This window comes from Achromobacter sp. SX5 (assembly GCF_056711425.1).
The window spans coordinates 4608424-4633247 of sequence record NZ_CM160041.1; the positions used below are offsets into that span (position 1 = coordinate 4608424).

General features: G+C 67.8%; 26 protein-coding genes. 16 read left to right on the plus strand and 10 right to left on the minus strand.

Translation table 11 applies throughout. The features are described from left to right. Window positions 1-21: 21 nt before the first annotated feature. The gene (locus AC1M14_RS21530; RefSeq protein ID WP_043543675.1) at window positions 22-219 is read right to left on the minus strand and encodes a hypothetical protein; all 198 of its coding nucleotides are present in this window, start codon (window positions 217-219) and stop codon (window positions 22-24) included. A gap of 184 nt (window positions 220-403) precedes the next feature. On the opposite strand from AC1M14_RS21530, the gene AC1M14_RS21535 reads away from it, so the two are divergent. Together AC1M14_RS21535 and AC1M14_RS21540 are read left to right on the plus strand one after the other, a co-directional pair. Beyond that, entirely contained in the window at window positions 404-898 is a 495-nt protein-coding gene (locus AC1M14_RS21535; protein WP_209165097.1) for an ASCH domain-containing protein, read from the plus strand. 302 nt (window positions 899-1200) lie between these two features. After that, window positions 1201-1521, plus strand: a complete 321-nt coding sequence (locus tag AC1M14_RS21540) for a virulence factor (RefSeq protein ID WP_102774242.1) — start codon at window positions 1201-1203, stop codon at window positions 1519-1521. A 109-nt stretch (window positions 1522-1630) separates the two neighbouring features. Here AC1M14_RS21540 and AC1M14_RS21545 read toward each other — a convergent pair whose 3' ends face one another. From AC1M14_RS21545 to AC1M14_RS21565, 5 genes are all read right to left on the minus strand, one after another. Continuing rightward, window positions 1631-1789, minus strand: coding sequence for a hypothetical protein (locus AC1M14_RS21545; RefSeq protein WP_168202239.1), 159 nt, complete (start codon window positions 1787-1789; stop codon window positions 1631-1633). Beyond that, window positions 1776-2024, minus strand: a complete 249-nt coding sequence (locus tag AC1M14_RS21550) for a hypothetical protein (RefSeq protein WP_102774241.1) — start codon at window positions 2022-2024, stop codon at window positions 1776-1778. Before AC1M14_RS21550 ends, AC1M14_RS21545 begins: the two co-directional genes overlap by 14 nt. A gap of 221 nt (window positions 2025-2245) precedes the next feature. Further along, window positions 2246-3592, minus strand: a complete 1347-nt coding sequence (gene serS, locus AC1M14_RS21555; protein WP_102774240.1) for a serine--tRNA ligase — start codon at window positions 3590-3592, stop codon at window positions 2246-2248. Between the two features lie 42 nt (window positions 3593-3634). Then, a complete protein-coding gene (locus tag AC1M14_RS21560; protein ID WP_102774239.1) occupies window positions 3635-4975 on the minus strand; it encodes a replication-associated recombination protein A in 1341 nt (446 codons plus the stop codon). A 58-nt stretch (window positions 4976-5033) separates the two neighbouring features. Beyond that, window positions 5034-5825, minus strand: coding sequence for a deaminated glutathione amidase (locus tag AC1M14_RS21565; RefSeq protein ID WP_102774238.1), 792 nt, complete (start codon window positions 5823-5825; stop codon window positions 5034-5036). 145 nt (window positions 5826-5970) lie between these two features. On the opposite strand from AC1M14_RS21565, the gene AC1M14_RS21570 reads away from it, so the two are divergent. The 9 genes from AC1M14_RS21570 to AC1M14_RS21610 all read left to right on the plus strand — a co-directional run bounded on the left by AC1M14_RS21570 (window position 5971) and on the right by AC1M14_RS21610 (window position 15576). Next, window positions 5971-7236, plus strand: a complete 1266-nt coding sequence (locus AC1M14_RS21570) for an amino acid deaminase (protein ID WP_479730433.1) — start codon at window positions 5971-5973, stop codon at window positions 7234-7236. A gap of 73 nt (window positions 7237-7309) precedes the next feature. Then, window positions 7310-8869 (plus strand): ABC transporter substrate-binding protein, encoded by a 1560-nt coding sequence (locus AC1M14_RS21575; protein WP_102774237.1) that lies wholly within the window; start codon window positions 7310-7312, stop codon window positions 8867-8869. Window positions 8870-8950: 81 nt separating this feature from the next. Beyond that, complete coding sequence (locus tag AC1M14_RS21580; RefSeq protein ID WP_111826688.1) at window positions 8951-9892, plus strand: ABC transporter permease; 942 nt, start codon at window positions 8951-8953, stop codon at window positions 9890-9892. A gap of 6 nt (window positions 9893-9898) precedes the next feature. Then, window positions 9899-10768, plus strand: coding sequence for an ABC transporter permease (locus AC1M14_RS21585; protein WP_479730434.1), 870 nt, complete (start codon window positions 9899-9901; stop codon window positions 10766-10768). A 2-nt stretch (window positions 10769-10770) separates the two neighbouring features. Next, window positions 10771-11778, plus strand: a complete 1008-nt coding sequence (locus tag AC1M14_RS21590; RefSeq protein WP_479730435.1) for an ABC transporter ATP-binding protein — start codon at window positions 10771-10773, stop codon at window positions 11776-11778. After that, window positions 11775-12776, plus strand: a complete 1002-nt coding sequence (locus tag AC1M14_RS21595; RefSeq protein ID WP_479730436.1) for an ABC transporter ATP-binding protein — start codon at window positions 11775-11777, stop codon at window positions 12774-12776. The genes AC1M14_RS21590 and AC1M14_RS21595 overlap by 4 nt, the downstream gene beginning before the upstream one ends. 13 nt (window positions 12777-12789) lie before the next feature. Beyond that, window positions 12790-13662, plus strand: a complete 873-nt coding sequence (locus AC1M14_RS21600) for a MurR/RpiR family transcriptional regulator (RefSeq protein WP_102774233.1) — start codon at window positions 12790-12792, stop codon at window positions 13660-13662. 13 nt (window positions 13663-13675) lie between these two features. Next, the gene (locus AC1M14_RS21605) at window positions 13676-15130 is read left to right on the plus strand and encodes an N-acyl-D-amino-acid deacylase family protein (protein ID WP_479730437.1); all 1455 of its coding nucleotides are present in this window, start codon (window positions 13676-13678) and stop codon (window positions 15128-15130) included. A gap of 29 nt (window positions 15131-15159) precedes the next feature. After that, the gene (locus tag AC1M14_RS21610) at window positions 15160-15576 is read left to right on the plus strand and encodes a RidA family protein (RefSeq protein WP_102774231.1); all 417 of its coding nucleotides are present in this window, start codon (window positions 15160-15162) and stop codon (window positions 15574-15576) included. A gap of 42 nt (window positions 15577-15618) precedes the next feature. Here the strand turns inward: AC1M14_RS21610 and lolA are convergent, their stop codons facing one another. Both lolA and AC1M14_RS21620 read right to left on the minus strand, forming a co-directional pair. Continuing rightward, on the minus strand, window positions 15619-16242 hold the full coding sequence (lolA, locus tag AC1M14_RS21615) for an outer membrane lipoprotein chaperone LolA (RefSeq protein WP_479730438.1): 624 nt from the start codon (window positions 16240-16242) through the stop codon (window positions 15619-15621). Further along, complete coding sequence (locus AC1M14_RS21620) at window positions 16242-18620, minus strand: DNA translocase FtsK (protein WP_102774229.1); 2379 nt, start codon at window positions 18618-18620, stop codon at window positions 16242-16244. The genes lolA and AC1M14_RS21620 overlap by 1 nt, the downstream gene beginning before the upstream one ends. A gap of 54 nt (window positions 18621-18674) precedes the next feature. Here AC1M14_RS21620 and trxB point away from each other — a divergent pair, with 54 nt between their 5' ends. Genes trxB through AC1M14_RS21645 form a run of 5 tightly spaced genes read left to right on the plus strand, consistent with a single transcriptional unit; the run spans window position 18675 to window position 22337 of the window. Further along, window positions 18675-19634, plus strand: coding sequence for a thioredoxin-disulfide reductase (trxB, locus tag AC1M14_RS21625; RefSeq protein WP_102774228.1), 960 nt, complete (start codon window positions 18675-18677; stop codon window positions 19632-19634). Beyond that, a complete protein-coding gene (locus AC1M14_RS21630) occupies window positions 19621-20295 on the plus strand; it encodes a Smr/MutS family protein (RefSeq protein WP_111826484.1) in 675 nt (224 codons plus the stop codon). Before trxB ends, AC1M14_RS21630 begins: the two co-directional genes overlap by 14 nt. Continuing rightward, a complete protein-coding gene (locus AC1M14_RS21635; protein ID WP_102774226.1) occupies window positions 20292-20621 on the plus strand; it encodes a DMT family transporter in 330 nt (109 codons plus the stop codon). The genes AC1M14_RS21630 and AC1M14_RS21635 overlap by 4 nt, the downstream gene beginning before the upstream one ends. Continuing rightward, on the plus strand, window positions 20618-21253 hold the full coding sequence (locus tag AC1M14_RS21640; protein ID WP_247747636.1) for a hypothetical protein: 636 nt from the start codon (window positions 20618-20620) through the stop codon (window positions 21251-21253). Before AC1M14_RS21635 ends, AC1M14_RS21640 begins: the two co-directional genes overlap by 4 nt. Further along, on the plus strand, window positions 21240-22337 hold the full coding sequence (locus tag AC1M14_RS21645) for a hypothetical protein (RefSeq protein WP_479730439.1): 1098 nt from the start codon (window positions 21240-21242) through the stop codon (window positions 22335-22337). Before AC1M14_RS21640 ends, AC1M14_RS21645 begins: the two co-directional genes overlap by 14 nt. Here the strand turns inward: AC1M14_RS21645 and AC1M14_RS21650 are convergent. Together AC1M14_RS21650 and AC1M14_RS21655 are read right to left on the minus strand one after the other, a co-directional pair. Beyond that, a complete protein-coding gene (locus AC1M14_RS21650; protein ID WP_102774224.1) occupies window positions 22334-24424 on the minus strand; it encodes a sodium:solute symporter family protein in 2091 nt (696 codons plus the stop codon). The genes AC1M14_RS21645 and AC1M14_RS21650 overlap by 4 nt on opposite strands. Further along, complete coding sequence (locus AC1M14_RS21655; RefSeq protein ID WP_102774223.1) at window positions 24424-24702, minus strand: DUF4212 domain-containing protein; 279 nt, start codon at window positions 24700-24702, stop codon at window positions 24424-24426. The genes AC1M14_RS21650 and AC1M14_RS21655 overlap by 1 nt, the downstream gene beginning before the upstream one ends. Window positions 24703-24824: the final 122 nt, after the last annotated feature.

Here is a 24824-nt window from a genome sequence, read left to right on the forward strand (position 1 = left end):
GGTGGACGGTGCGCCGGCGGCTCAGACTTGAGGCGGCTCGATCCAGAAAAAGCGTTCGCCCTGGCGCACCATATCGGCCACGCCTTCGGCGCCGATACGGTAATCCGTGCCCATCAGCGTGGCGCCGCCATCCTCATGAATATGGATGATGGCCAGCGGGTCGTTCGCCATGGTGTACCAGTAGTAACCCGGCTTGAGATCGTGCAGGTCTGTGTTCATGCTTCGAGTATACAAACTTCCTCGCAACGTATTCAAAATGACACACATCCCTTGCGAACCCCTGACATGATGACCGCTAGGCGGCATACTGCAAGATGCCAGGCTCGGACCGCGCTCTCGCATGCGCCGGCTGGGCAAATGCCGCTGTGGCGCATGCCTTGATCGTGAGAGGAACCGCGAGTGTATGAAAAGGCAATCTCTTCAATTCAGCGAACCGCTTAAACAGGCTGTATTGAACGGCGATAAAGTACAGAGCCGGCGTATCTTGAAACCGCAGCCTACCAAACCGACTACCGTCTGGTATGCCGACGCGTCGGATTCCGGAAGATGGGTGGCCATGGGGCCGTCCGTGGATAATCCCGCCGAGCTGCGGAAAACTTCCAGCTGGGTCCGATGTCCGTACGGAAAATCGGGCGAAAGCATTCTCCTGACCGACGAGGCCGGCAATCCCTTCACATCGGCCGTGATCGTGGGCGTGCGCATCCAGCGGCTGCAAAACTTGTCCGACGCCGACGCCCGGGCCGAAGGCATCCCGGCGCTCTACCAATCCTCGTCGCTATTGCCCGGGGTGCCGCTGCAAACCGCCTTCGCCCTGACCTGGTGCGAACGCTACGGCGCCCACGCCTGGGCCGCCAATCCCTGGGTCTGGGTGGTCGAATTCCGCTGCCAGCAGGGCTGACGGCCGCGGCAATGGCGCATTCCTGCAACACCCGCGCGTGAAATCGCCCGCCGATCGTGACCGCCTGTAACCGTGGCGTCCCACTACACCGCATTCCAGCCGATTTCAATCGATTTCATCATCCGTTTCACCATAGCGGGCGACGGCTGCTGCAGGGCAGCAAGGCGGGGAACGGGGGTTGGGGGACGGTTGCGGATTGTCGCGATTGAGGCCGGCTCGCTTACCAATGGCCGGCGAAAAAGCCGGAAAATAGGCTCAACGAATACTCAACTTTGCTGCGTCATGCAGCAGGCAGGTGCAACATGAAAAAATGGCTTATCGCTGGTGCCGGTGCTGCGGGTCTGCTGATCTCGAGCGCCGCCTTGGCCCGGGTGGACGTGGGCATTTCCATCGGCGTGCCCGGGGTGGTTTTCCCGGCGCCGGTCTACGTGGCGCCCCAGCCGGTGTACGTGCCGCCGCCGCCCCCGGTCTATTACCGTCCGGCGCCCGTGTACGTCGCGCCTCCGGTAGTCTATCCGGCGCCGGTCTATTATCGCGGCGGCCGCTACTACGACCGCGGCGGTTACTATCGCCACGGCGGCTACAAGCATCACCATCGCGGCCGCGGACACGACCGCGACTGATCGGACGCCAGCGCCGGAAATACCAAGGCCACTCTCGCGAGTGGCCTTTTTTTGCCGCGGAAATAGCCGCGGCGTTCGGGGCATGTCCGGTGCCCCGGGGGAACTGCCTTCAGGCCGCCGGGGCCTGCGCGGGTTTGGCCGCCAGCGCGGGCGGCTGCTGCGGCGCCTGGCCGGTTTTGCCGTCGGCCCAGCGGGGCGATTCCTGGACGAGGTCGATCCATCGGCGCGGCGTACTCGACGCCCGCCACCAGCCATTATGCGGACGCATGAGCAAACTCCGGTTCACCGTTGAAACGCACGCCATTGATGCCCTGGAACAACTGCTGGCTCTGCTGCTCGGCCTCTTGCAGGTTGGCGAAAGGCGCCTGCCCCGGGACGGTCCAGCATTTTTCCGGCGCAGTGCCGCCGATGCGGCGAGTCCATATCTGCACGCGGTAGCCCTGTTCGTCTTCACGGGCCACGGAGCATCTCACACGAAAATCTCCAATCATTCTTGAAGTCATGGACAACTCCTTTTTATTTAAGTGAATGAAGCGTGTCGAACACATTGCGTATTGTGCCTCAACTATCCGGCCCTTTTATTGCAATACACAACTGTTCACATCAAAATCAGCCACCAGCGCCGCTAGGTTAATGTCCGGCGGCGACAGGAATATGTCCACATAATAAAAAAAAAACGGAGCCCGCAGACTCCGCCTTTTTATCCTCCAAACGGTGGATGGACCTAAGGTTTCAAGACCGTCAGGCCGCCCATATAAGGCTGCAGGGCCTCAGGCACCAGCACGCTGCCGTCGGCCTGCTGGCAGTTTTCCAGCACCGCCACCAGCGTGCGGCCCACCGCCAGGCCGGAACCGTTGAGCGTGTGCACGTATTCCGGCTTGCCCTGGGCGTTGCGGAAACGCGCCTGCATGCGGCGGGCCTGGAAGGTCTCGCAATTGGAGACCGAAGAAATCTCGCGCCAGGTGTTCTGGGCCGGCAGCCACACTTCCAGGTCGTAGGTCTTGGCCGCGCCGAAGCCCATGTCGCCGGTGCACAGCAGCATCACGCGGTACGGCAGGCCCAGCAGCTGCAGCACGCGCTCGGCGTGGCCGACCATCTCTTCGAGCGCCTCGTACGATTGGTCCGGATGCGTGATCTGCACCATTTCGACCTTGTCGAACTGGTGCTGGCGGATCATGCCGCGCGTATCGCGCCCGCCGCTGCCGGCTTCGGAACGGAAGCACGGCGTGTGGGCGGTGAGCTTGAGCGGCAGGTCGGCCGCGGCCTGGATGGTATCCCGCGCCACGCTGGTCAGCGTGATTTCGGAAGTGGAGATCAGGTACTGGTCTTCGCGCACATAGGGCTTGCCCTGTTCATCCTGTTTCGGATCGTCGTCGCCGCCGCCCTTGGACACGGCGAACATGTCGTCCTTGAACTTGGGCAGCTGGCCCGTGCCGTAAAGCGTCGAGGCGTTGACGATGTACGGCGTGTAGCACTCGGTGTAGCCGTGCGTGCCCGTTTGCAGGTCCAGCATGAACTGCGCCAGCGCGCGGTGCAGGCGCGCGATGGGGCCGCGCATGAACGAAAAACGGGCGCCCGACAGCTTGGCGGCCGTGTCGAAATCCAGCCCCAGCGGCTCGCCCACGGCGACGTGGTCGCGCGCCTCGAACGGCAGGGCCGGCGGATTGCCATCGGCGCCGGCCGGGCCGGGCAGCCAGCGCCGCACCTCGACGTTGTCGTCGGCCGACTCGCCTTGCGGCACGCTGGCGTGCGGCAGGTTGGGCACCGACATCAGCAGATCGTTGAGCGGCTGCTGCAGCGCGGCCAGTTCTTCTTCCAGCTGCTTCAGGCGCACCGGCACGGCCTGCGACTCGGCCATGACGGCGCTGGCGTCCTCGCCCTTGGCCTTGAGCTGGCCGATCTGCTTGGCCAGCGCGTTGCGGCGGGCTTGCAGGGATTCGGTTTCGGTCTGGACGGCCTTGCGGCGGGATTCCAGGTCGTTGAACCGTTCCGTGTCGAAGGACACGCCGCGGGTCTTGAGGCGGTCTACGACGGTTTGCAGGTCTTTGCGCAGCAGTATCGGGTCTAGCATGGTTTGGTCGGTGAGGTTGCGAGAGACAACGGGCGCGGCCCGTTAGCGTTTCCTGGCACGTTCCTGCGCGTCCAGCTCACGCAGGAATGCCAGCTTTTGCTGGATTTTAGCCTCCAGGCCGCGATCGGTCGGCCGATAGAAGGAGGGATTCAGTCCATCCGGGAAATATTGCTCGGCGGCGGCGTAGCCGTGGGGCTCGTCGTGCGCGTAGCGGTAGGCCTTGCCGTGGCCCAGCTGCTTCATCAGCTTGGTGGGCGCGTTGCGCAGGTGGATGGGCACCGGCGCGCTGCCGTGCTCGGCGGCGAACTTGCGCGCCTGGTTGTAGGCGTTGTAGACGGCGTTGGATTTGGCCGCGCAGGCCATGTAGACCACCGCCTGCGCCAGCGCCAGTTCGCCTTCCGGCGAGCCCAGCCGCTCGTAGATGTCGGCGCCGTTGACGGCCAGGTCGGTGGCGCGCGGATCGGCCAGGCCGATGTCTTCGACCGCCATGCGCACCAGGCGGCGGGCCAGGTATTTCGGATCGGCGCCGCCGTCGATCATGCGGCAGAACCAGTACAGCGCGGCGTCCGGATTGGAGCCGCGCACCGATTTGTGCAGGGCGCTGATCTGGTCGTAGAACGCGTCACCGCCCTTGTCGAAGCGGCGCAGGTTCTGCGACAGCGAAATCTCCAGCCAGGCCGCGTCCACGCTGTCGCGGCCGGCCGACTGGGCGGATTCCGCCACCACTTCCACCGCGCTGATCAGGCGGCGCGCGTCGCCATCGGCCCAGGCCGCCAGCTGTTCGCGCGCGTCGGGCTCGATGCGGATGGTCTCGCCGGGCTCGCGGCCGTCGTTCAGCGCCTGCTCGGCGCGGTCGACCAGCAGTTGCAGTTCTTCGGCCGTCAGCGATTGCAGCACGTAGACGCGGGCGCGCGACAGCAGCGCCGAGTTGACCTCGAACGAGGGATTTTCCGTGGTGGCGCCGATGAAGGTGAACAGCCCGCTTTCCACATAGGGCAGGAAGGCGTCCTGCTGCGACTTGTTGAAGCGGTGCACCTCGTCGACGAACAGGATGGTGCGGCGGCCCTGGCCCTGCGCCACCTGCGCGACCGTGACCGCGTCGCGGATGTCCTTGACGCCGCCCAGCACCGCCGAGATGGCGATGAACTGCGCGTCGAAACCGTCGGCCATGAGGCGCGCCAGCGTGGTCTTGCCCACGCCGGGCGGCCCCCAGAAGATCATGGAGTGCGGGCGGCCGGATTCGAAAGCCACGCGCAGCGGCTTGTCCGGACCCAGCAGGTGCGACTGCCCCACCACGTCGGACAGGGTGCGCGGGCGCAGCCGTTCGGCCAGGGGCACATAGGGCCGATGCGCGGGATCGGCCGCAAAGAGATCATTGCTCATTGGCAGCAGATGGGGGAAGAAAGCGAATAATCAATCCAGCATTACACCATGCCGCGCCCTAGGCCAACTGCGGCGGCGCGAAGCGGCGGTTGGCCAGCGCCGGCAGCACCTTGCGCGCGTGCGCCAGGCGCTCGGGATCGATGTCGGCGTACACCAGCGCCGGCGCCTCGCCCGCGCGCGCCGTCACCACGCCCAGCGGGTCCACCACCATGCTGCAGCCGATGTTGCGCTCGCCGCATTCGCCGGTGGCGGCCACGTAGCAGGTGTTCTCCAGCGCGCGCGCCGTGACCAGCACTTCCCAGTGCTTTTCCTTCAAGGGGCCGCGCACCCAGGCGGCCGGCAGGACCAGCAGGTCGGCGCCGTCCAGCGCCAGGCGACGCGCCAATTCGGGAAAGCGCACGTCGTAGCAGGTCATCAGGCCGACGCGCAGCCCGCCTATGTCGAGCAGGGGCGGGATCTCGTCGCCGGCGGTGACGTTGGTGGATTCCTTCATGGTGAAGGCGTCGTACAGATGCAGCTTGCGGTACTGCGACAGGATGCGGCCGTCCTGCAGGGTGACCAGCGTATTCCAGACCCGCCCTTCTCCGGTCGGGACGTGCACGCACATCATGGTCGCCAGCGGCGATCCGCGGCTGGCCTCCAGCAGCTTGCCGATGAAGGGGCCGTCCAGCGGCTGCGCGGCCTTCAGGACGATCTGCGGATCGGTGATGTCGCGCGCCAGCACGCCCTCGGGCAGCACCAGCAGCCCGGCCCCGCCGGCGCGGGCGCGTTCCATCAGGTCGATGCAGACCTGCGCGTTTTCTTCCCAGACGCGGCTGACGGCGAACTGGCCCAAAGCGACTTTCAGCATGACGTTTCCTTTTCCTGAGACCGAGCGTTCGTTCCATTGTCGCGCCGCCGCGCACTACGGGAAACTCCTAGCTGCCGCTTGTAAATTTCTTTCAGGATAATGAAAAAAATCCGATTTGACGGTAAATATTTTCCAGGAAGCCGCCATGACGCCCTCCTCCTCCCCCGCCCCGCTGGACCCGAACGGCAAAGGCCTGGGCGCCTTCCCCGAATCCTGTGACGCCGCCGGCGTGGCCGGGCTGCAATGGAATCTGCTGCGCGAGGACGTCAGCCTGCCGGTGGCCGTGCTGTACGAATCGCGGGTGCGGCACAACCTGCAATGGATGCAGCGCTTCATGGAGGCCTACAAGGTCAAGCTGGCGCCGCACGGCAAGACCACCATGAGTCCGGCCCTGTTCCAGCGCCAGATCGACGGCGGCGCCTGGGGCATCACGCTGGCCACGGCGCCGCAGACGCTGGCCGCCTACCGCCACGGCATCCGCCGCGTGCTGATGGCCAACCAGCTGGTGGGCCGCGCCAACATGGCCATCATCGCGCGGCTCCTGCGCGATCCGTCCTTCACCTACTTCTGCATCGTGGACTCGCCCGCCAACGCCGCCCAGCTGGGCGCCTATTTCGGCGAGCAGGGCCTGGTGCTGCCGGTGCTGATCGAGCTGGGCCCGGCCGGCGGGCGCACCGGCGTGCGCGACGAGGCGCAGCTGCAGGCCGTGGCCGACGAGATCGCGCGCTGGCCCGGCCTGGCGCTGGCCGGCATCGAGGTCTACGAAGGCGTGCTGCAGGAAGAAAGCGCCATCCGCCCCTTCCTGCGCCGCGCCACCGGCGCGCTCGGCGAACTGGCGGCCGCCGGCCGGCTGCGCAGGAACGGTCCCGCCCTGATCTCGGGCGCGGGCTCGGCCTGGTTCGACGTGGTGGCCGAGGAATTCTCGCAGGTCGATATCGGCGCGCCGCTGGAAATCGTGCTGCGCCCCGGTTGCTACCTGTCGCACGACGTGGGCATCTACCGCTCGGCGGCCGAGCGCATCAACGCCAACAATCCGGTGGCCCGCGGCATGGAACCCGGCCTGCAGCCGGCGCTGCAGGTCTGGGCCTATGTGCAATCGCTGCCCGAACCGGGCCGCGCCATCGTCGCGCTGGGCAAGCGCGACGCCGCCTTCGACGCCGGCCTGCCCACGCCCGCCCTGCGCTACCGCCCCGGCGCGCAGGCCCCGGACGCCGCGCCCGCGCACTGGAAGCTTACCGCCATGATGGACCAGCACGCTTTCATGCAGATCGGCGCGGACGACGACATCCAGGTCGGCGACATGATCGCCTTCGACATCTCCCACCCCTGCCTGACTTTCGACAAGTGGCGCCAGGTGCTGCTGGTCGACGAACACTACGGCGTCATCGACGTGGCCGCGACTTTCTTCTGACCTCCCGCCCCCCTCGCGGGGCAATCCCGATCCGCACGCGACATCCTGTTTTCTACCCTCTGGAGAGAGCATCATGAACTTCCGCACCTCCCCGCGAGGCGGCAGGCTCAATAGCCTGCTGCTGGCCGGCGCAATTGGTTTGACCGCATTGTCGTCCCCCGCCCTGAGTGCCGCGCCGGTCAAGGGAGGCACGATCTCGGTGGCCACCGTCGGCGAGCCGCCGACGCTGGACCCGATGACCAGCACGGCCGACCTGGTGGGCATCCTGACGCAGCATTTCTTCGAAACGCTGTACACCTTCGACGCCAAATGGAACCTGACGCCGCTGCTGGCCGACAAGATGCCCGAGGTGTCGCCCGACGGGCTGGTCTACACCATTCCCCTGCGCCAGGGCATCACTTTCCATGACGGCTCCAGGATGGATTCGGCCGACGTGACGGCCTCGCTCAAGCGCTGGACCGAAACCGCCACGCGCGGCAAGATGGCCGCCAAGATCATCAGCGCCATCGAGGCGCCGGACGCCAACACCGTCCGCATCACGCTCAAGCAGCCCTATGCGCCGCTGACCGCGCTGCTGGCGATGAACAACAGCGCCGCCATCATCATGCCCAAGGGCAAGATCGCGCCCGCCCTGACCGAGTTCGTCGGCACCGGCCCCTATCAGCTGAAGGCGCGCGTGCCCGACCAGTACATCCAGCTGGTCCGCTTCGAAGGCTACAAGCAGCGCGATGGCGAGCCCGACGGCTACGGCGGCGCGCGCAAGCAATACCTGGACGAAATCCGCTTCGTGCCGGTCAGCAACGCCAATACCCGCGTCGAAAGCGCGGTGGCCGGCCAGTTCGACTATGTCGACGCCCTGCCGGTGGAGTCGCTGCCCAAGCTCAAGAACGGCCGTTCCGATCCGGTCATGCTCAAGCCTTTCGGCTGGCCCCGGCTGGTGCTCAACACCAAGCAGGGCATCATGTCCAACCTGGCCGTGCGCCAGGCGGTGCAGCTCGCGCTGAACGAAGAGGACATGCTGTACGCCGCGTTCGGCAACAAGGATTTCTACAAGCTCAACGGCGACCTGTATCCCGAAGGCTTCCCGTGGGCCACCTCGCTGGGCGGCAAGGTCTACAACAAGGGCGACGCCGCCGCGGCCAAGAAGCTGGTGGACGGCGCGCAGGTGCAGGACCGCAAGATCCGCATCCTGACCAGCCAGCAGTATGAGTTCCACTACAAGATGGCGCTGGTGGCCGCCGAATACCTGAAGGCCGCCGGCTTCACGGTGGACATGCAGGTGGTGGACTGGGCCACGCTGACCCAGCGCCGCCAGGACCCGGCGCTGTGGGACATCTTCATTACGCACAGCCCGTTCCTGCCCGAGCCCGCGCTGATCGACTTCCCGTCCAAGGACGCGCCGGGCTGGTGGGACACGCCGCGCCGCAACCAGGTGCTGGACGCCTTCAATCAGGCCCGCACGCAGGAAGAACGCGTCAAGCGCTGGGCCGACGTGCAGCAGGCGGTGTATGACGAGGTGCCTTTCATCAAGGTCGGCGACTTCAATGCGCAGGCCGCGCGCTCGCCGTCGCTGCAAGGGACCCGGGCCGTGCCGTGGCCGTACTTCTGGAATGCGTGGAAGGCGGCGAAGTAATGGTTTGAGGGCGCGGGGGGCATGGCGGTTCGCGCCGCCCTCCACGTCCTTCGGCGTTCCAATTTTTTCGGGGCTTTCATCGTGTTGCGCTATCTCTTGAACCGGCTGGTCGGGCTGGTGGCCGTGATGTTCATCGTCGCGACCATCGTGTTCGTGATCATCCGCATCACGCCGGGCGATCCCGCCGCGGTGATGCTGGGCCCGCAGGCCAGCCAGCAGGACATCGCCGCGCTGCGCGCGCAGCTGGGGCTGGACCAGCCCATGGCGGTGCAGTACCTGTCGTGGCTGGGCAAGCTGGCCCAGGGCGACCTAGGCCAGTCCATCTTCATGAACAAGCCGGTGCTGGCGGCGCTGGCCGACCGCGCCGAACCCACGCTGCTGCTGACGCTGCTGTCGCTGCTGATCGCCAGCGCCATCGCGCTGCCGGTGGGGATACTGTCGGCGGTCAAGCGCGGCACCACGCTGGACCAGTCGGTGCTGTCGTTCTCGATGTTCACCTCCAGCGTGCCCAGCTTCTGGCTGGGGCTGCTGCTGATGCAGTTGTTCTCGGTGAAGCTGGGCTGGCTGCCGGTGGCCGGCTACGGCGGCCCGGACGCCTCGCTCGCCACGCGCATGTCGCACCTGATCCTGCCGGCGGTGGTGCTGGGCCTGGTGAACTCGGCGCTGATCACCCGCTTCATCCGCGCCAGCATGCTGGACGTGCTGCGCGACGACTACGTGCGCACCGCGCGCGCCAAGGGCCTGCCCGAGCGCAAGGTGATCCTCAAGCACGCCGTGCGCAACGCGCTGATCCCGATCCTGACGGTGCTGGGCCTGACCACCGCCTTGCTGATCAGCGGCGCGGTCGTGACCGAGACCGTGTTCGGCCTGCCCGGCGTGGGCAGCCTGGTGGTGTCGGCGGTGCTGCGCCGCGACTACCCCGTCATCCAGGGCGCGCTGCTGATCATCGCGGCCATCTACGTCCTGATCAATCTTTTCATCGACCTGCTGTACCTGCTGGTCGATCCTCGAGTGCGTTACTGATCTGATATGGCTATCGCAACTTCCCCGAATTCCGGCGTCGACCGCTGGCAGGTGCTGCGCCTGCTGGTGGCGCGCAAGACGGTGCTGGTGAGCCTGATCGTCATCGCCGTGCTGGTGGCCGCGGCGCTGCTGGCGCCATGGGTCAGCCCCTACGATCCGTTCAAGCTGTCCATCATGAACCGGCTGAAGGCGCCGGGCGCGGCGCACTGGTTCGGCACCGACGATTTCGGCCGCGACGTGTTCAGCCGCGTCATCTACGGCGGCCGGCTGTCGCTGATGGTGGGCTTTTCCGTGGTGATCGTCTCCAGCATCCTGGGCATCGCGCTGGGCCTGGCCGCCGGTTTCTTCCGTTCGGCCGACAAGTTCGTCTCGCGGCTGATCGACGCCATGATGGCCTTTCCCGACATCCTGCTGGCGATCTCGCTGGTGGCCGCGCTCGGCCCGTCGCTGATCAACGTGGTGATCGCGCTGGGCATCGTCTATACGCCGCGCCTGGCCCGCATCGTGCGCGCCTCGACGCTGGTGATCCGCGAGCTGCCTTTCGTGGAAGCGGCGCGCGCGCTGGGCGTGCCGACCTGGCGCATCGTCACGGTGCACGTGCTGCGCAACCTGGTCTCGCCGCTGCTGGTGCAGGGCACTTTCATTTTCGCCTACGCCATCCTGGCCGAAGCCGGGCTGTCGTTTCTCGGCGTGGGCGTATCGCCCGACATTCCGACCTGGGGCACCATGATCAACGCCGGCCAGCAGTACATGGGCTCGGCCGACTGGATCATGATCTTCCCCGGCATCGCCATCGTGCTGTCCGTGCTGTCGCTGCAACTGGTGGGCGACGGGCTGCGCGACGTCCTCGATCCGCGCCTGCGCAAGGAGCTGTAATCATGACCGCAAGCACCCGAGACATCGTGCTTTCCGTGGAAGGCCTGCAGACCTGGTTCCACAGCCGCGACGGCGTCGCCAAGTCGGTCGACGGCGTGACCTTCGAGCTGGCCCGCGGCGAGACGCTGGCCATCGTCGGCGAGTCGGGCTCCGGCAAGTCCGTGACCAGCCTTTCCATCATGGGCCTGTTGCCCAAGCCGGCCGGCCGCATCGAAGGCGGGCGCATCCTGTTTCGCGACCGCCAGGGCGCGCAGCACGATCTGGCCCGCGCTTCGGCGGCGACGCTGCGCCGCATCCGCGGCGCGGAGATCGCGATGATCTTCCAGGAGCCCATGACCAGCCTGAATCCGCTGTACACGGTGGGCGACCAGATCGCCGAAGCCGTGCTGCAGCATGAAGGCGGCTCGTACGCCGCGGCGCTCAAGCGCGCCCGCGAAATGCTGGAGCGCGTCGAAATCCCGGCCGCCGACCGGCGCGTCAAGGAGTATCCGCACCAGATGTCGGGTGGCATGCGCCAGCGCGTGATGATCGCGCTGGCCCTGGCCTGCAATCCGGCGGTGCTGATCGCCGACGAGCCCACCACCGCGCTGGACGTGACCGTGCAGGCGCAGATCCTGGACCTGCTGCGCCGGCTGCAGGCCGAGATGAACATGAGCATCCTGTTCATCACGCACAACCTGGGCGTGGTGGCCGAGATCGCGCATCGCGTGGCCGTGATGTACGCGGGCCGCGTGGTCGAGGACGCGGACGTCTACGACCTGTTCGAAAAGCCCAGCCACCCCTACACCCGCGGTCTGCTGTCCTGCATTCCCACCGCCGCGCTGCTGGCCTCGGGCGAGCGCCTGCGCGCCATTCCCGGCAACGTGCCCAGCGTGCTGTCGCTGCCGCCGGGCTGCACGTTCGCGCCGCGCTGCCCGCTGGCCGCCGACGACTGTCTGGCGGCCGTGCCCGAACTCGTGCCGGTGCAGAACGACCACCGCGCGCGCTGCATCAAGGTGAACCCGATATGACGAACCGACCGGCTCCCGTACGCGCCGAAGCGCCGCTGGTGCAGATCCAGGACCTGAAGGTCCATTTCCCCACGTCGCAGGCGCGCCACGCGCCCGTGGTGCGCGCGGTCGACGGCGTCAGCTTCGACGTGCCGCGCAACACCATCGTCGGCCTGGTCGGCGAATCCGGCTCGGGCAAGACCACCACGGGCCGCGCGCTGCTGCGCCTGTTCGCCCCCACCGCCGGCCGCATCCTGTTCGACGGCGAGGACATCACCACGCTTTCCGAAAAACAGATGCTGCCGTGGCGCCGCCGCATGCAGATCGTGTTCCAGGACCCGTACGCCAGCCTCAATCCGCGCATGACCGTGGCCGAGATCCTGGGCGAGGCGCTGGACACCCACAAGCTGGCGCAGCACCGCCGCGCCGCCCGCATCGGCGAACTGCTGGAGCGCGTGGGGCTGAACGCCGACCACGCCCGCCGCTATCCGCACGAGTTCTCCGGCGGCCAGCGCCAGCGCATCGGCATCGCCCGCGCGCTGGCGGTGGAGCCGGACTTCATCGTGGCCGACGAGCCGGTCTCGGCCCTGGACGTGTCGGTGCAGGCGCAGGTGCTGAACCTGCTGCAGGACCTGCAGCGCGACCTGGGCCTGACCATGCTGTTCGTGGCCCATGACCTGGCGGTGGTGGACTACCTGTGCGACGAGGTCGTGGTGATGTACCTGGGCCGCGTGATGGAGCGCGGCCCGACCCGCGAGGTCTACGCCAGCCCCCGCCATCCCTACACCCGCGCGCTGCTGTCGGCCGCGCCCGTGCCCGATCCGCGCGCCCCGCGTTCGCGTATCCTGCTCAAGGGCGACATTCCCAGCCCGGTCGATCCGCCCTCCGGCTGCGTGTTCCGCACGCGCTGCCCGCACGCGATCGAGGCCTGCGCGACGACCGCCGTCCAGACGATCAACGTGGGCCCCGGCCATTACGCGGCCTGTTCGCGCCTCGACGATCCCGAGCTGGCCCGGTAAACCAGGAATCTCCATGAACATCATCCGCGACATCGTCTTCCAGATACGCAGCCGGCGCGACGCACTGAGCGTGACCGAGCGCAAGGTGGCCGACGCCATCCTGGACGACATCATCTGGAGCGCCAGCGCCACCGTCGACCAGCTGGCGGCCAAGGCCGGCGTCAGCATCGCCACCATCTCGCGCTTCGCCCGCACCGTCGGCTGCGACGATACGCGCGACCTGAAGATGAAGCTGGCCCAGGCCAGCACGGTCGGCAGCCGCTTCCTGGATCCAAGCGCGCCGGCCGAGGAAAGCACGTTCTACGCGCGCATCTACGGCGACATCGAAAGCACGCTGCGCGCCCATCTGCCGGTCTTCACCGAGCCGCTGTTCGAGGCCGCCGCCGCCAGGCTGGACGGCGCGCGCATGATCTACGTATTCGGCATGGGCGGCGCCTCGGCCATGCTGGCGCAGGAAGTGCAGTCGCGCCTGGTGCGGCTGGGCTATCCCATCGCGGTCTACAGCGACGCCGTGCTGCTGCGCATGGTGGCGGCCACGCTGGACGAGCGCGACGCGGTGCTGGTGCTGTCGGCTTCCGGCCTGACGCCGGAAATCGTGGGCGCGGCCCGCATCGTCAAGCAGTACCGCGCGCGCCTGGTGGCCATCACGGACGCCACCTCCGAGCTGGCCGCGCTGGCCGACGTGGTGCTGCCGATCCGCACCGACGAAACCGATTTCATCTACAAGCCCTCGGCCTCGCGCTACGCCATGATGCTGGCCATCGACCTGCTCTCGACCGAGCTGGCCATGCTGAACCAGGAAGAAAACCGCGAACGCCTGCGCCGCATCAAGCTGGTGCTGGACGAACACCGGGGCGGCCCCAACCGCCTGCCGCTGGGCGATTGAACGGAAACACGAGATGTACGACACCCTCATCGGCAATGTGCAGGTCCTGGACGGCACCGGCGGCGTCGCCTACCGGGCCAGCGTGGCCCTGGACGGCGGACGCATCGCCGCCATCGGCGACTTGCCCGGCGCGCAGGCGCGCCAGCGCATCGACGGCGCCGGCCTGGCGCTGGCGCCCGGCTTCATCGACGTGCACACGCACGACGACACCAACGTCATCCGCACGCCCGGCATGCTGCCCAAGCTGTCGCAGGGCGTGACCACCGTGGTGGTGGGCAACTGCGGCATCAGCGCCTCGCCCGTGACCCTGCGCGGCGAACCGCCGGACCCGATGAACCTGCTGGGCGGGCGCGAAGACTTCAGCTACCCCAGCTTCGCCGACTACACCCGCGCCATCGAGGCCGCCGGCCCCGCCGTCAACGTGGCGGCGCTGGTGGGCCATACCGCCCTGCGCAGCAACCACATGGACCGGCTCGACCGGCCCGCCACGCATGCCGAAATCCTGGCGATGCGCGCGCAATTGCGCGACGCGCTGGCCCACGGCGCCATCGGCCTGAGCACCGGCCTGGCCTACGCTTCCGCCTTCGAGGCCGACACCGACGAAGTCAAGCTGCTGGCCGAGGCGCTGGACGAATTCGGCGCGCTCTACACCACCCACCTGCGCTCGGAATTCGCCGCCATCCTGGAAGCCATGCAGGAGGCCTACGACATCGCGCGCCATGCGCGCGTGCCGGTGGTGGTGTCGCACCTGAAATGCGCCGGCGCCGGCAACTGGGGCCGCACGCGCGAAGTGCTGTCCTCGCTGGAGAACGCCGGACGGCTGCAGCACGTGGGCTGCGACTGCTATCCCTATTCGGCCAGCTCGTCCACGCTGGATCTGAAGCAGGTCACCGACGAGTTCGACATCGACATCACCTGGTCCGTGCCGCATCCCGAGCAGGCCCGCCGCAAGCTGGCCGCCATCGCCGCCGACTGGGGCGTGAGCCTGCTGGAGGCGGCCGCGCGGCTGCAGCCGGCCGGCGCCGTCTACCACAACATGCACGAGGACGACGTGCGCCGCGTGCTGTCGCACCGGCTCACCATGGTGGGATCGGACGGCCTGCCCAACGATCCCATGCCGCACCCGCGGCTGTGGGGCGCGTTTCCGCGCGTGCTGGGCCACTACAGCCGCGACGTGGGCCTGTTTCCGCTGGCCGAGGCGGTGCACAAGATGACCGGCCTGTCGGCGGCGCGCTTCGGCCTGGCCGAACGCGGCCTGCTGCGCGAGGGCTATCATGCCGATCTGGTGCTGTTCGATCCGGCCACGGTCATCGACCGCGCCACCTTCGACGCTCCGGTGCAGACCGCCGCCGGCATCGAGGCGGTGTGGGTCAACGGCGCGCTGTCGTACCGCCACGGCCAGCCCACCGGCGAGCGCGCCGGCCGCTGGCTGCCGCGCAACGGCGACCTGCGCAGGAATTTCGTTTAACCGCGCATCATCATTCCAAGGAGAAAGCCATGAGCAACGCTTCCACCGCCGACGATAACGGCATCAAGCGCTACGGAGTCGCCGGCGGCACCGGCCAGGGCGGCTCGCACATGCCGTTCGCCCGCGCGGTCGAGGCCGACGGCTGGCTGTACGTGTCCGGCCAGGTGCCGATGGAACATGGCGAAGTCATCGAAGGCGGCATCGTCGCCCAGAGCCGCAAGGCCATCGAACAGGTGCTGGGCATCCTGCACGAAGCGGGCTACGGGCGCGAGCACGTGGTGCGCTGCGGCGTGTGGCTGGACGACGCGCGCGACTTCGCCTCGTTCAACAAGGTGTTCAGGGAGTACTTCGGCGACCATCCGCCGGCCCGCGCCTGCGTGCAGTCGTCGCTGGTGGTCGACGCCAAGGTCGAGGTGGATTGCGTGGCGTACAAGCGCGCCGGCTGACGAAAGGTCGTGGCTCGTGGGGCGCCGCGCGCCCCGCGCCGCTCACATCTTCACGACATCGACGCCCTTCGGGGCGACGAATTCGAATTCCTTGGCGGAAAGCTGGGGATTGGCGGAAATGTCGGACAGGTCCACGCGCGTGGTCTGGCCGAAGGAATCCAGCAGTTCGACGCGCACCGGCAGGTTGTTCTTCATGCCGATGTCCACGCGCGAGAACCCCGCGTCCGCGGTGCGCGGCTTGGCGCGCAGCCAGTCGACGCCGTCCCTGGACGGCAGCGCCGAGACGTCGAAAGACTGTTCGAGCGAGCCCGAGCCGAACAGGATGGCCGCCGGCGAGGTGCCGATGGCGGCGTCGACCTTGCGCTCGGTCACCTGCGCCAGGTCGGGATCGAACTGCGATACCTTGCGGCCGTCGGACACCACCAGCTGCTCATAGGGCTTTTGCACGGCCCATTTGAACTTGCCGGGGCGCTGGAACGAGAACACGCCGGTCTGGGCCGGCTGCGTGCGGCCCTGGTTGTTCACGGTGTATTGCGAGAACGAACCGGTGGCGGACGAAACCGTGGCCACGAAGGCGCGCAGCTGTTCCTGCGCGCTGGCGGCCAGCGCCACGGCGGGCGCCAGGGTCAGGGCCGCCACGGCGGCCAGTCGGCGTAACGTCTTCATCAGGCTTCCTCACGGGCGGCCGCCGCGGGAACCAGGATCTCGCGATTGCCGTTGGATTGCATCGCCGACACCATACCCGATTGCTCCATCTGCTCCAGTAACCGCGCCGCACGGTTGTAACCAATCCGCAGGTGGCGCTGCACCAGCGAGATCGAGGCGCGGCGGTGCTTGAGCACCACTTCGCAGGCCTGGTCGTACATCGGATCGGATTCGGCGTCGCCGCCGATGCCGGTGACGCTGCTGGCGCCTTCGCCGTCGCCGTCCAGGCCGCCTTCGAGCAGGCCTTCGATGTAGTTGGGCTCGCCCTGCGACTTCAGGCTTTCGACCACGCGGTGGACTTCATCGTCGTTCACGAAGGCGCCGTGCACCCGCACCGGCAGGCCGGTGCCCGGCGGCATGTAGAGCATGTCGCCCTGGCCCAGCAGGGTTTCGGCGCCCATCTGGTCGAGAATGGTGCGCGAGTCGATCTTGGACGAGACCTGGAAGGCGATGCGCGTGGGAATGTTGGCCTTGATCAGGCCGGTGATGACGTCCACGCTGGGGCGCTGGGTAGCCAGGATCAGGTGGATGCCGGCCGCGCGCGCCTTCTGCGCCAGGCGCGCGATCAGCTCTTCGATCTTCTTGCCCACGACCATCATCAGGTCGGCCAGTTCGTCGATGACCACCACGATGGTGGGCAGCGGCGACAGCGGCTCGGGCGCGTCCGGCGTCAGCGAGAACGGATTCGGGATCGGTTCCTCGCGCTTGATGGCTTCGCGGATCTTGGTGTTGTAGCCGGCCAGGTTGCGCACGCCCATCTTGCTCATCAGGCGGTAGCGCTTTTCCATCTCGCCCACGCACCAGTTCAGCGCGTTCGACGCCTGGCGCATGTCGGTGACCACCGGCGCCAGCAGGTGCGGGATGCCTTCGTAGACGCTCATTTCGAGCATCTTCGGGTCGATCAGGATCAGCCGGGTGTGGGAGGCGTCGGCCTTGTACAGCAGCGACAGGATCATGGCGTTGATCCCCACCGACTTGCCCGAACCGGTGGTGCCCGCCACCAGCAGGTGCGGCATCTTGGCCAGGTCGGCCACCACCGGGTTGCCGGCGATGTCCTTGCCCAGCGCCATCGTCACGACGGAATGGCTGGCGTGGTAGGTCTGCGACCCCAGGATCTCGGACAGCCGCACCATCTGGCGGCGCGGGTTCGGCAGTTCCAGGCCCATCAGGTTCTTGCCGGGGATGGTTTCCACCACGCGGATGCTGACCAGGCTCAGCGCGCGCGCCAGGTCCTTGGCCAGGTTGACGATCTGGCTGCCCTTGACGCCGGTGGCCGGTTCGATTTCGTAGCGCGTGATGACCGGGCCGGCCTGCGCCGCCACCACCGTGACGGACACGCCGAAGTCGGCCAGCTTCTTTTCGATCAGGCGCGAGGTGAATTCGATGGTTTCGGCCGACACGGTTTCCTGGTTGGCCAGCGGCGGGTCCAGCAGGCTGATGGCCGGCAGGTCGCCCTCGGCGCCGCCCGACGGGGCGAAGAACAGCGACTGCTGCTTTTCCTTTTCGACCCGTTCGGACTTGGGCACCACGGTGATGGCGGGCTCGATGCGCACCGGCTGCTCGTGGACCAGTTTTTCCTGCTTGGCCACCACCTGCTCGGTGCGCACGGCCTTGGCGACCTCGCCGACCTTGCGGTCCTGGCGCGCGGTGTAGGAATCGCGCACGCGGCGCAGCAGGCCCTCCAGCCAGGAACCCACGCGCTCGGCGACCGACAGCCACGAGAACGAGAAGAACAGGCTCAGGCCGATCGCCAGCATGACCAGGAAGGCCAGCGTGCTGCCGGTGAAGCCGATGCTGCGGCCGATCAGGTCGGCCAGGGTCTGGCCGATGACGCCGCCGGCGCCGCTGGCGTTTTCGGACGCCCCCGGCAGGCGCGTGCCGTGGCTGGCCAGGCGCAGGGCCTCCATGCCCAGCGAGCCGACCAGCAGCAGGAAGAATCCGATGCCCTCTTCCCAGTGGACGCGGGGCAGCACTTCCGGTTGCTTACCGTTCGTTACCTTGAGATGGCTGGCCAGGCGGCGGTAGCCCGCGCGCACGCGGTGCAGCAGCAACACCACCCACCACCAGGCGGAAAAACCGAACAGATAAAGCAGGATGTCGGCCAGATAGGCGCCCAGCGTGCCGCCACGGTTGTGGATGGCGCCGGCGGGGACGGAATGCGACCAGCCAGGATCGGACGGACTCCAGGTGGCGAGCACCAGGGTGAGCCAGGCCGCCAGGGCGGCGAACAGAATCCATCGGGCTTCGCGCAGCAACGCGGACAGACGCGTCTGCAGGGGCGAAGGCCCGTTACGGGTATTGCGCGAAGCGCGCGGAGAAGCAGTCGAGATACGCGGCATGCGGCTCATTATAATTGGGCGTCAACCTAAAGATACCTGCTAAAGATCCCGCCCATGTCCACTGCCACGCACGCTAAAGTTTTGATACTCGGTTCCGGCCCCGCCGGTTACACGGCGGCCGTCTATGCGGCACGCGCCAACCTGAACCCGGTACTTGTTACAGGCCTGGCCCAAGGCGGCCAGCTCATGACCACCACGGACGTGGACAACTGGCCGGCGGACGCCGACGGCGTGCAGGGTCCGGACCTGATGCAGCGCTTCCAGAAGCACGCCGAGCGCTTCAACACCGAGATGCTGTTCGACCACATCGCCAAGGTCGATCTCTCCAAGCGTCCCTTCACCCTGACGGGCGACACCGGCAAGGTCTACACCTGCGACGCCCTCATCATCGCCACCGGCGCGTCGGCCAAGTACCTGGGCCTGCCTTCCGAGCAGGCCTTCATGGGCCGCGGCGTGTCGGGCTGCGCCACCTGCGACGGCTTTTTCTACCGCAACCAGGACGTGGTCGTGGTGGGCGGCGGCAACACCGCCGTCGAAGAGGCGCTGTACCTGTCCAACATCTGCCGCAAGGTCACCCTGATCCACCGCCGCGACAAGTTCCGCGCCGAGCCCATCCTGGTCGACAAGCTCATGAGCAAGGTCGAGAACGGCAATATGGAACTGAAGCTGTTCCATACGCTGGAAGAAGTGCTGGGCGACGACGGCGGCGTCACCGGCGTGCGCGTGCGCCACGTCGAGACCGGCGCCACCGAGGACATGGCGGCCACCGGCGCGTTCATCGCCATCGGCCACCAGCCCAACACCGAGATCTTCCAGGGCCAGCTCGAAATGAAGGACGGCTACATCGTCACCAAGAGCGGCCTGTCCGGCATGGCCACGATGACCTCGGTGCCGGGCGTGTTCGCCGCCGGCGACGTGCAGGACCACGTCTACCGCCAGGCCATCACCAGCGCCGGCACCGGCTGCATGGCGGCCCTGGACGCACAGCGGTGGCTGGAGAATGCGGGGCAGTAAGGTCGGCCTGGCCGACCTCAAGCGCCTGAAGAAAGACCTCCAGGAAGAACGCGAGCGCGCCGCCCTGGCCCCGCCGCGCGCGGCGCCGGCCAAGGCCGAAGCCGCGCCCGAGGACGACCTGGCCGCGTTCCGGCGCACGCTCAAGTCGGTCACGCCGCTCAAGCCGTCGCAATCCGCGCGCGTGGCGCACAAGCCGCCGGCGCAGCCCGCCCCGGCATTGCGCCGCGCCAACGCGCTAGGCGAGACGCCCGCGCGCGCCGACGCCGGGGTCTCCGACGGCGGCGAAATCACCCACCTGCTATCCGAAGGCGGCACCGCCTTCGTGCGCGGCGACGCGGCCCCCGACACCGCGCGCAACCTACGCCGCGGCCAATGGCGCGCGGGCGCCGAACTGGACCTGCACGGCCTGCGCGTGGAACAGGCCCGCCACGCCCTGCTCTCGTTCCTGGACGAATGCCTGGAACACGGCATCCGCTGCGTGCGCGTGGTGCACGGCAAGGGCTACGGCTCGCAGGGGCTGGAGCCGGTGCTCAAGGACAAGGCGCGCACCTGGCTGGTGCAGAAGGCCGAAGTCATGGCGTTTTCCGAAGCGCCCGAACGCGAAGGCGGCGCCGGCGCGCTGCTGGTGCTGCTGCGCCAATCCGAAGGAGCCCGCAAATGAAGTGGCTGTACCTGGCCGTGGCCATCATCGCGGAAATCTTCGCGACCAGCGCGCTCAAGGCGTCCGATGGACTGACCCGGCTGACGCCCTCCATCGTCACCGTGGTCGGCTACCTGATCTCGTTCTATTTCCTGTCGCTCACGCTGCGCGTGATCCCGGTGGGCATCGCCTACGCCATCTGGTCCGGCGTGGGCATCGTGCTGATCTCCATCGCCGGCGCCGTGCTGTTCAAGCAGCACCTGGACGCGCCGGCCCTGATCGGCATCGGGCTCATCATCGCCGGCGTGGTGGTGATGAACGTGTTCTCCAAATCCGTCGCGCATTGAACGCCTCCGCGCACACGGCCCGGCGCCGGCTGCTGGCGGCCGGATTCTGCCTGGGCTGGCTGGGCGGCCTGCTTTCGCGCGCGGCTCTGGCGCAGGAGTTCAACCGGGCGGCTGAATTGAAGCGCTACCGGGCCTGGTTCCAGGCTTTCACGCAGGACATCGAGCGGCTGTCGGCCGCCCGCCGGCCGCTCAGCGACGCGCAGCTGGACGCGCTGTTCGCACGCACCGTGGTGCCGGGGTCGCGCGCGGCGGCGTTCATCCGGGGCACTTTCACGCAGCGCGGCGACGACGGCACGTACGTTGCCCGCTACGGCCCGCGCCGGGTCTTCATGGGCGTGCTGCAAAACGCCATCCCCGCCGGCCAGGGCGGCGTCTATCCCGAAACCGACCCCGCCCTGAAAGGCCCCGAGCTGACGGTCTGGTACATGCACGTGGACGCGGGCGACATGGCCAACACTTACCTGAAATCGCCCGAGAATTTCACCCCTTACCGGCTGCCGCCGGCCGGCACGCTGGAACGCAAGGCCTATCCCTTCCTGCTGATGGAATCGCGCGACGGGACGCTGCGCCTGGGCGGCGTCAGCAGCGAACTCTGGGGCCTCATCGTCCATCTGCACAATGCCGCGCTCTGACCGAACCGCCCTGGCCGCCTTGACGGCGCTGCTGCTGGCCCCGGGGCTGGCCCATGCCCTGTGCACGCCGCTGGCCGCGTCCGGCCATAAAGAGACGCTGGCGGCCGACGTCCGGCTCGACGAAACAAATACACTGCTCGGCCTGGACGGCTCGCGGATCGAGACCTGGCAGCCCCCGGCGGGCGTGGAAACCGGCGCGCGCGCCGTCCCCTACATCTGGGCCGAACGGGTGGACTGGTCGGTCTATGCCGCCGAACCCGGCGCGCGCATCGCGACCACGCTGCTGCGCTACGAACGCGGCGCCGACGGCGCCAGGCATCTGTGCGGCATCGCCCTGTACAACCCGCGCACCGTGGAAGAAGCGCTCGCCTCGCCCTCCGCCAGCCTGCCTGCGCCCGACCAGGAAATCCGCTATTACTACGACGAAACCAGCCGCCTGAGCGGCTACGAACAGCGCTGGCGCGCCTGGGACGGCAGCCGCAGCCAGTCCGAACGCCACTGCCTGCGCTACGACGAGCACGGCTGGCTGGCCGAACTGGGCAAGGGCTCGTGCAACGGTGCTCCGCGGCCCCAGGCCCGCTATGTGCACGACGCGGCGGGCCGTCTGCTGCGCACCCTGCTTTATCCGGAAGGCCGCGACCAGCCGCAGGAAGTGGTGGTATACGACGAGCAGGGCCGGCCCGCCCGGCGCTATCTGCGGCAGGACGGCGCCCTGCCGTACCGGGCCATGGAAACCGCCAATCCCGCGCTCATCGTGCCGGGCCCCGACTGGACGCCGCCCGCACTGGATTCGTATGGCTACGCCTGGTCCATCGTGCAGACGCGCGACGCGGACGACGCCAGCCTGTACGCGGCCGCCAGCGATCCCGCCGCCGTGCTCGCCAGCGGCACCAGCGGCGGCGACGGCCGCTTCACGCTGTCATCCGCCCAGGGCCGGCGCATCTGGGATGCAATCCGGCAGTCGCCCGGCCTGGTGCACTGGCTGTGGGCGCCGGGCCAGATCTATGCGCTGCTGCCCGCCATGCCGCAACGGGCGTGGGCGGCCTGCGCCGACCCGCGCAATCCCGACCCCGGCGCCTGCTAGGGATTCTCGCTCTGCGGCCGGGCCGCGCCCGGGCTACGCAGGTAGTCCACCAGCGCCAGCGTGGCCCTGTCCGGCGCCGGCGTCAGCAGGGACACCACGATAATCGTCAGGAACGCCACCGGCGCGCCGAAGACGCCGGCGGCGATCGGCTGGATGCCCCACCACAGGTCCACCGGCTGCGTGCGCGACACGCCCAGCACCCATTCGCGCAGCCACGGATGCGTGTGCGTCATATAGGCGAAAGTCGCAGCCAGGCCCGCCGCCATGCCGAACGTCGCCCCCCATTTGTTGGCGCGCCGCCAGAACACGCCCATCACCAGGGCCGGGAAGAACGAGGAGGCGGCGAACGAGAACGCCGCCGACACCATGAAGAGAATGTCCGCCGGCTTGCGCGCCGCCACCCAGGCCGCGCCGAACGCCACCAGCAGCAGCAGGATCTTGGACACCATCACCCGGCGCGCGGCCGACATGCGCGGCGACACCATCCGATACCACATGTCGTGCGACAGCGAGTTGGACAGGGTCAGCAGCAGCCCGTCGGCCGTGGACAGCGCGGCGGCCAGCCCGCCCGCCGCCACCAGGCCCGAGATCACATAGGGCAGCCCGCCGATCTCCGGCATGGCCAGCACCACCACGTCCGCCCCCATGCTGATCTCGCTCAGCTGCACGATACCGTCGCGGTTGAGGTCGGTGACGTCCAGCAGGTTGCTGTCGACCGCGCTCCAGGCGTGCACCCAGTTGGGCAGGCTGAGGAAGCTGGAGCCCACCACCTGGGTATAGACCTCGTACTTCACCAGCAGCGCCAGCGCCGGCGCCATGAAATACAGCAGCAGGATGAACAGCAGCGACCAGCACACCGAACGGCGCGCCTCGATGATGGAGGGCGTGGTGTACGAGCGCATCAGGATATGCGGCATGCCGGCGGTGCCCAGCATCAGGCACAGCACCAGCGCCAGGAAATTCACGCGCATATTGCGCCGCTCTTCGGCGTCCTTGGCCGGAAAAGGCTCGGCATGCGGGGTGGGCGGCGCGGCGCGCGCCTCGAACGTGGCGCGCGCCTGCGACCACACCGTGCGCGCCTCTTCCACGCTGGCCGGGTAGCTGGCCAGTTCGCGCTCGGCCGAACGGATCTCGACCATCGGCGCCTCGCTCGCGTTCAGCTGGGCCAGCCGGCTGCGCAGCTTGTCCTTTTCCAGGGTCCAGGATTCCGGCAGGGCCGCCACGCGCCGCGCCATGTCGTCGGCATGCTGCTGCCACAGGCGCCGCACTTCGATCTCCGAGGGGTCGTTCTGCAGGTACACCTCTTTCTCGGTGACCTGCTGCAGCACCGCGCCGGCCGACAGCTGCGGCACCGGCATGTGGGTGTGCTTGACCGACAGCCATATCACCGGCACCAGGTAGGCGATGACCAGGATGATGTACTGGCCCACCTGCGTCCAGGTCACCGCGCGCATGCCGCCCAGGAAGGAGCACACCAGCATCCCGCCCAGCGCCACGAAAATGCCCAGCTCGAACGATATGCCGGTCATGCGCGTGGTGATGATGCCCACGCCGTAGATCTGCGCCACCAGATAGGTGAAGGAACACAGGATCGCGCAGGCCACGCCGGCCATGCGCGGCATGTTGCCGCCGTAGCGCGCGCCCATGAAGTCGGGAATCGTGTACTGGCCGAAGCGCCGCAGATAGGGCGCCAGCAGCATCGCCACCAGCACGTAGCCGCCGGTCCACCCCATGATGTAGGCCAGCCCGCCGTAGCCGGTCAGGTACAGCGTGCCGGCCACGCCGATGAAGGAAGCCACCGACATCCAGTCGGCCGCGGTGGCCATGCCGTTGTAGATGGCGGGCACGCGGCGCCCGGCCACGTAGTACTCCACCTGGTCGGAGGTGCGGCAGACGATGCCGATGCCCGCGTACAGGCTGACCGTCACCAGCAGGAACACGTAGCCGATCCAGTTGCGCGGCATGCCCAGGATCTCGGCCAGCGCCATCAGCAGGATCATCAGCGCGAAGCCGGCGGTGTACAGCACGTAGATGCGCCGCAGGCGCAGGCGGAACTGCTGGGGCGTGTCGCCGCTGAAAAACGGCATCAGCGCTCCTCCCCGGCCTCGTCGGCGCGTTCATCGGCGCGATTCATGGTCCGGGCGTAGACGGCGATGATGACCAGATAGGCCAGCGGCGCGCCGTAGGCGGCCATCCAGAACGCGAAGGGCCAGTCCAGGAAGCCGAAGCTCAGGCTGCGGGCGAAATACGAGGGAACGAAGGTCAGCGCCGCCCAGATGGCGAGCAGCAGCAGAATCAGCCGCAGGTTGCGGCGCCAATAGGGAGTCGGTGCGGGATCAGGGTGTGAATGACGCGATTCCGGCATAACTAGGGTGAGCGGGGCTCCGCCTGAATGTCGCGAAAACGCGGCGCTTGAAAAGCCCCCTGCGGAAGCAATGCCGGCTTTTTATGCGACAACGGCTGGCACTACCAGGTGCCAGCCGTTGT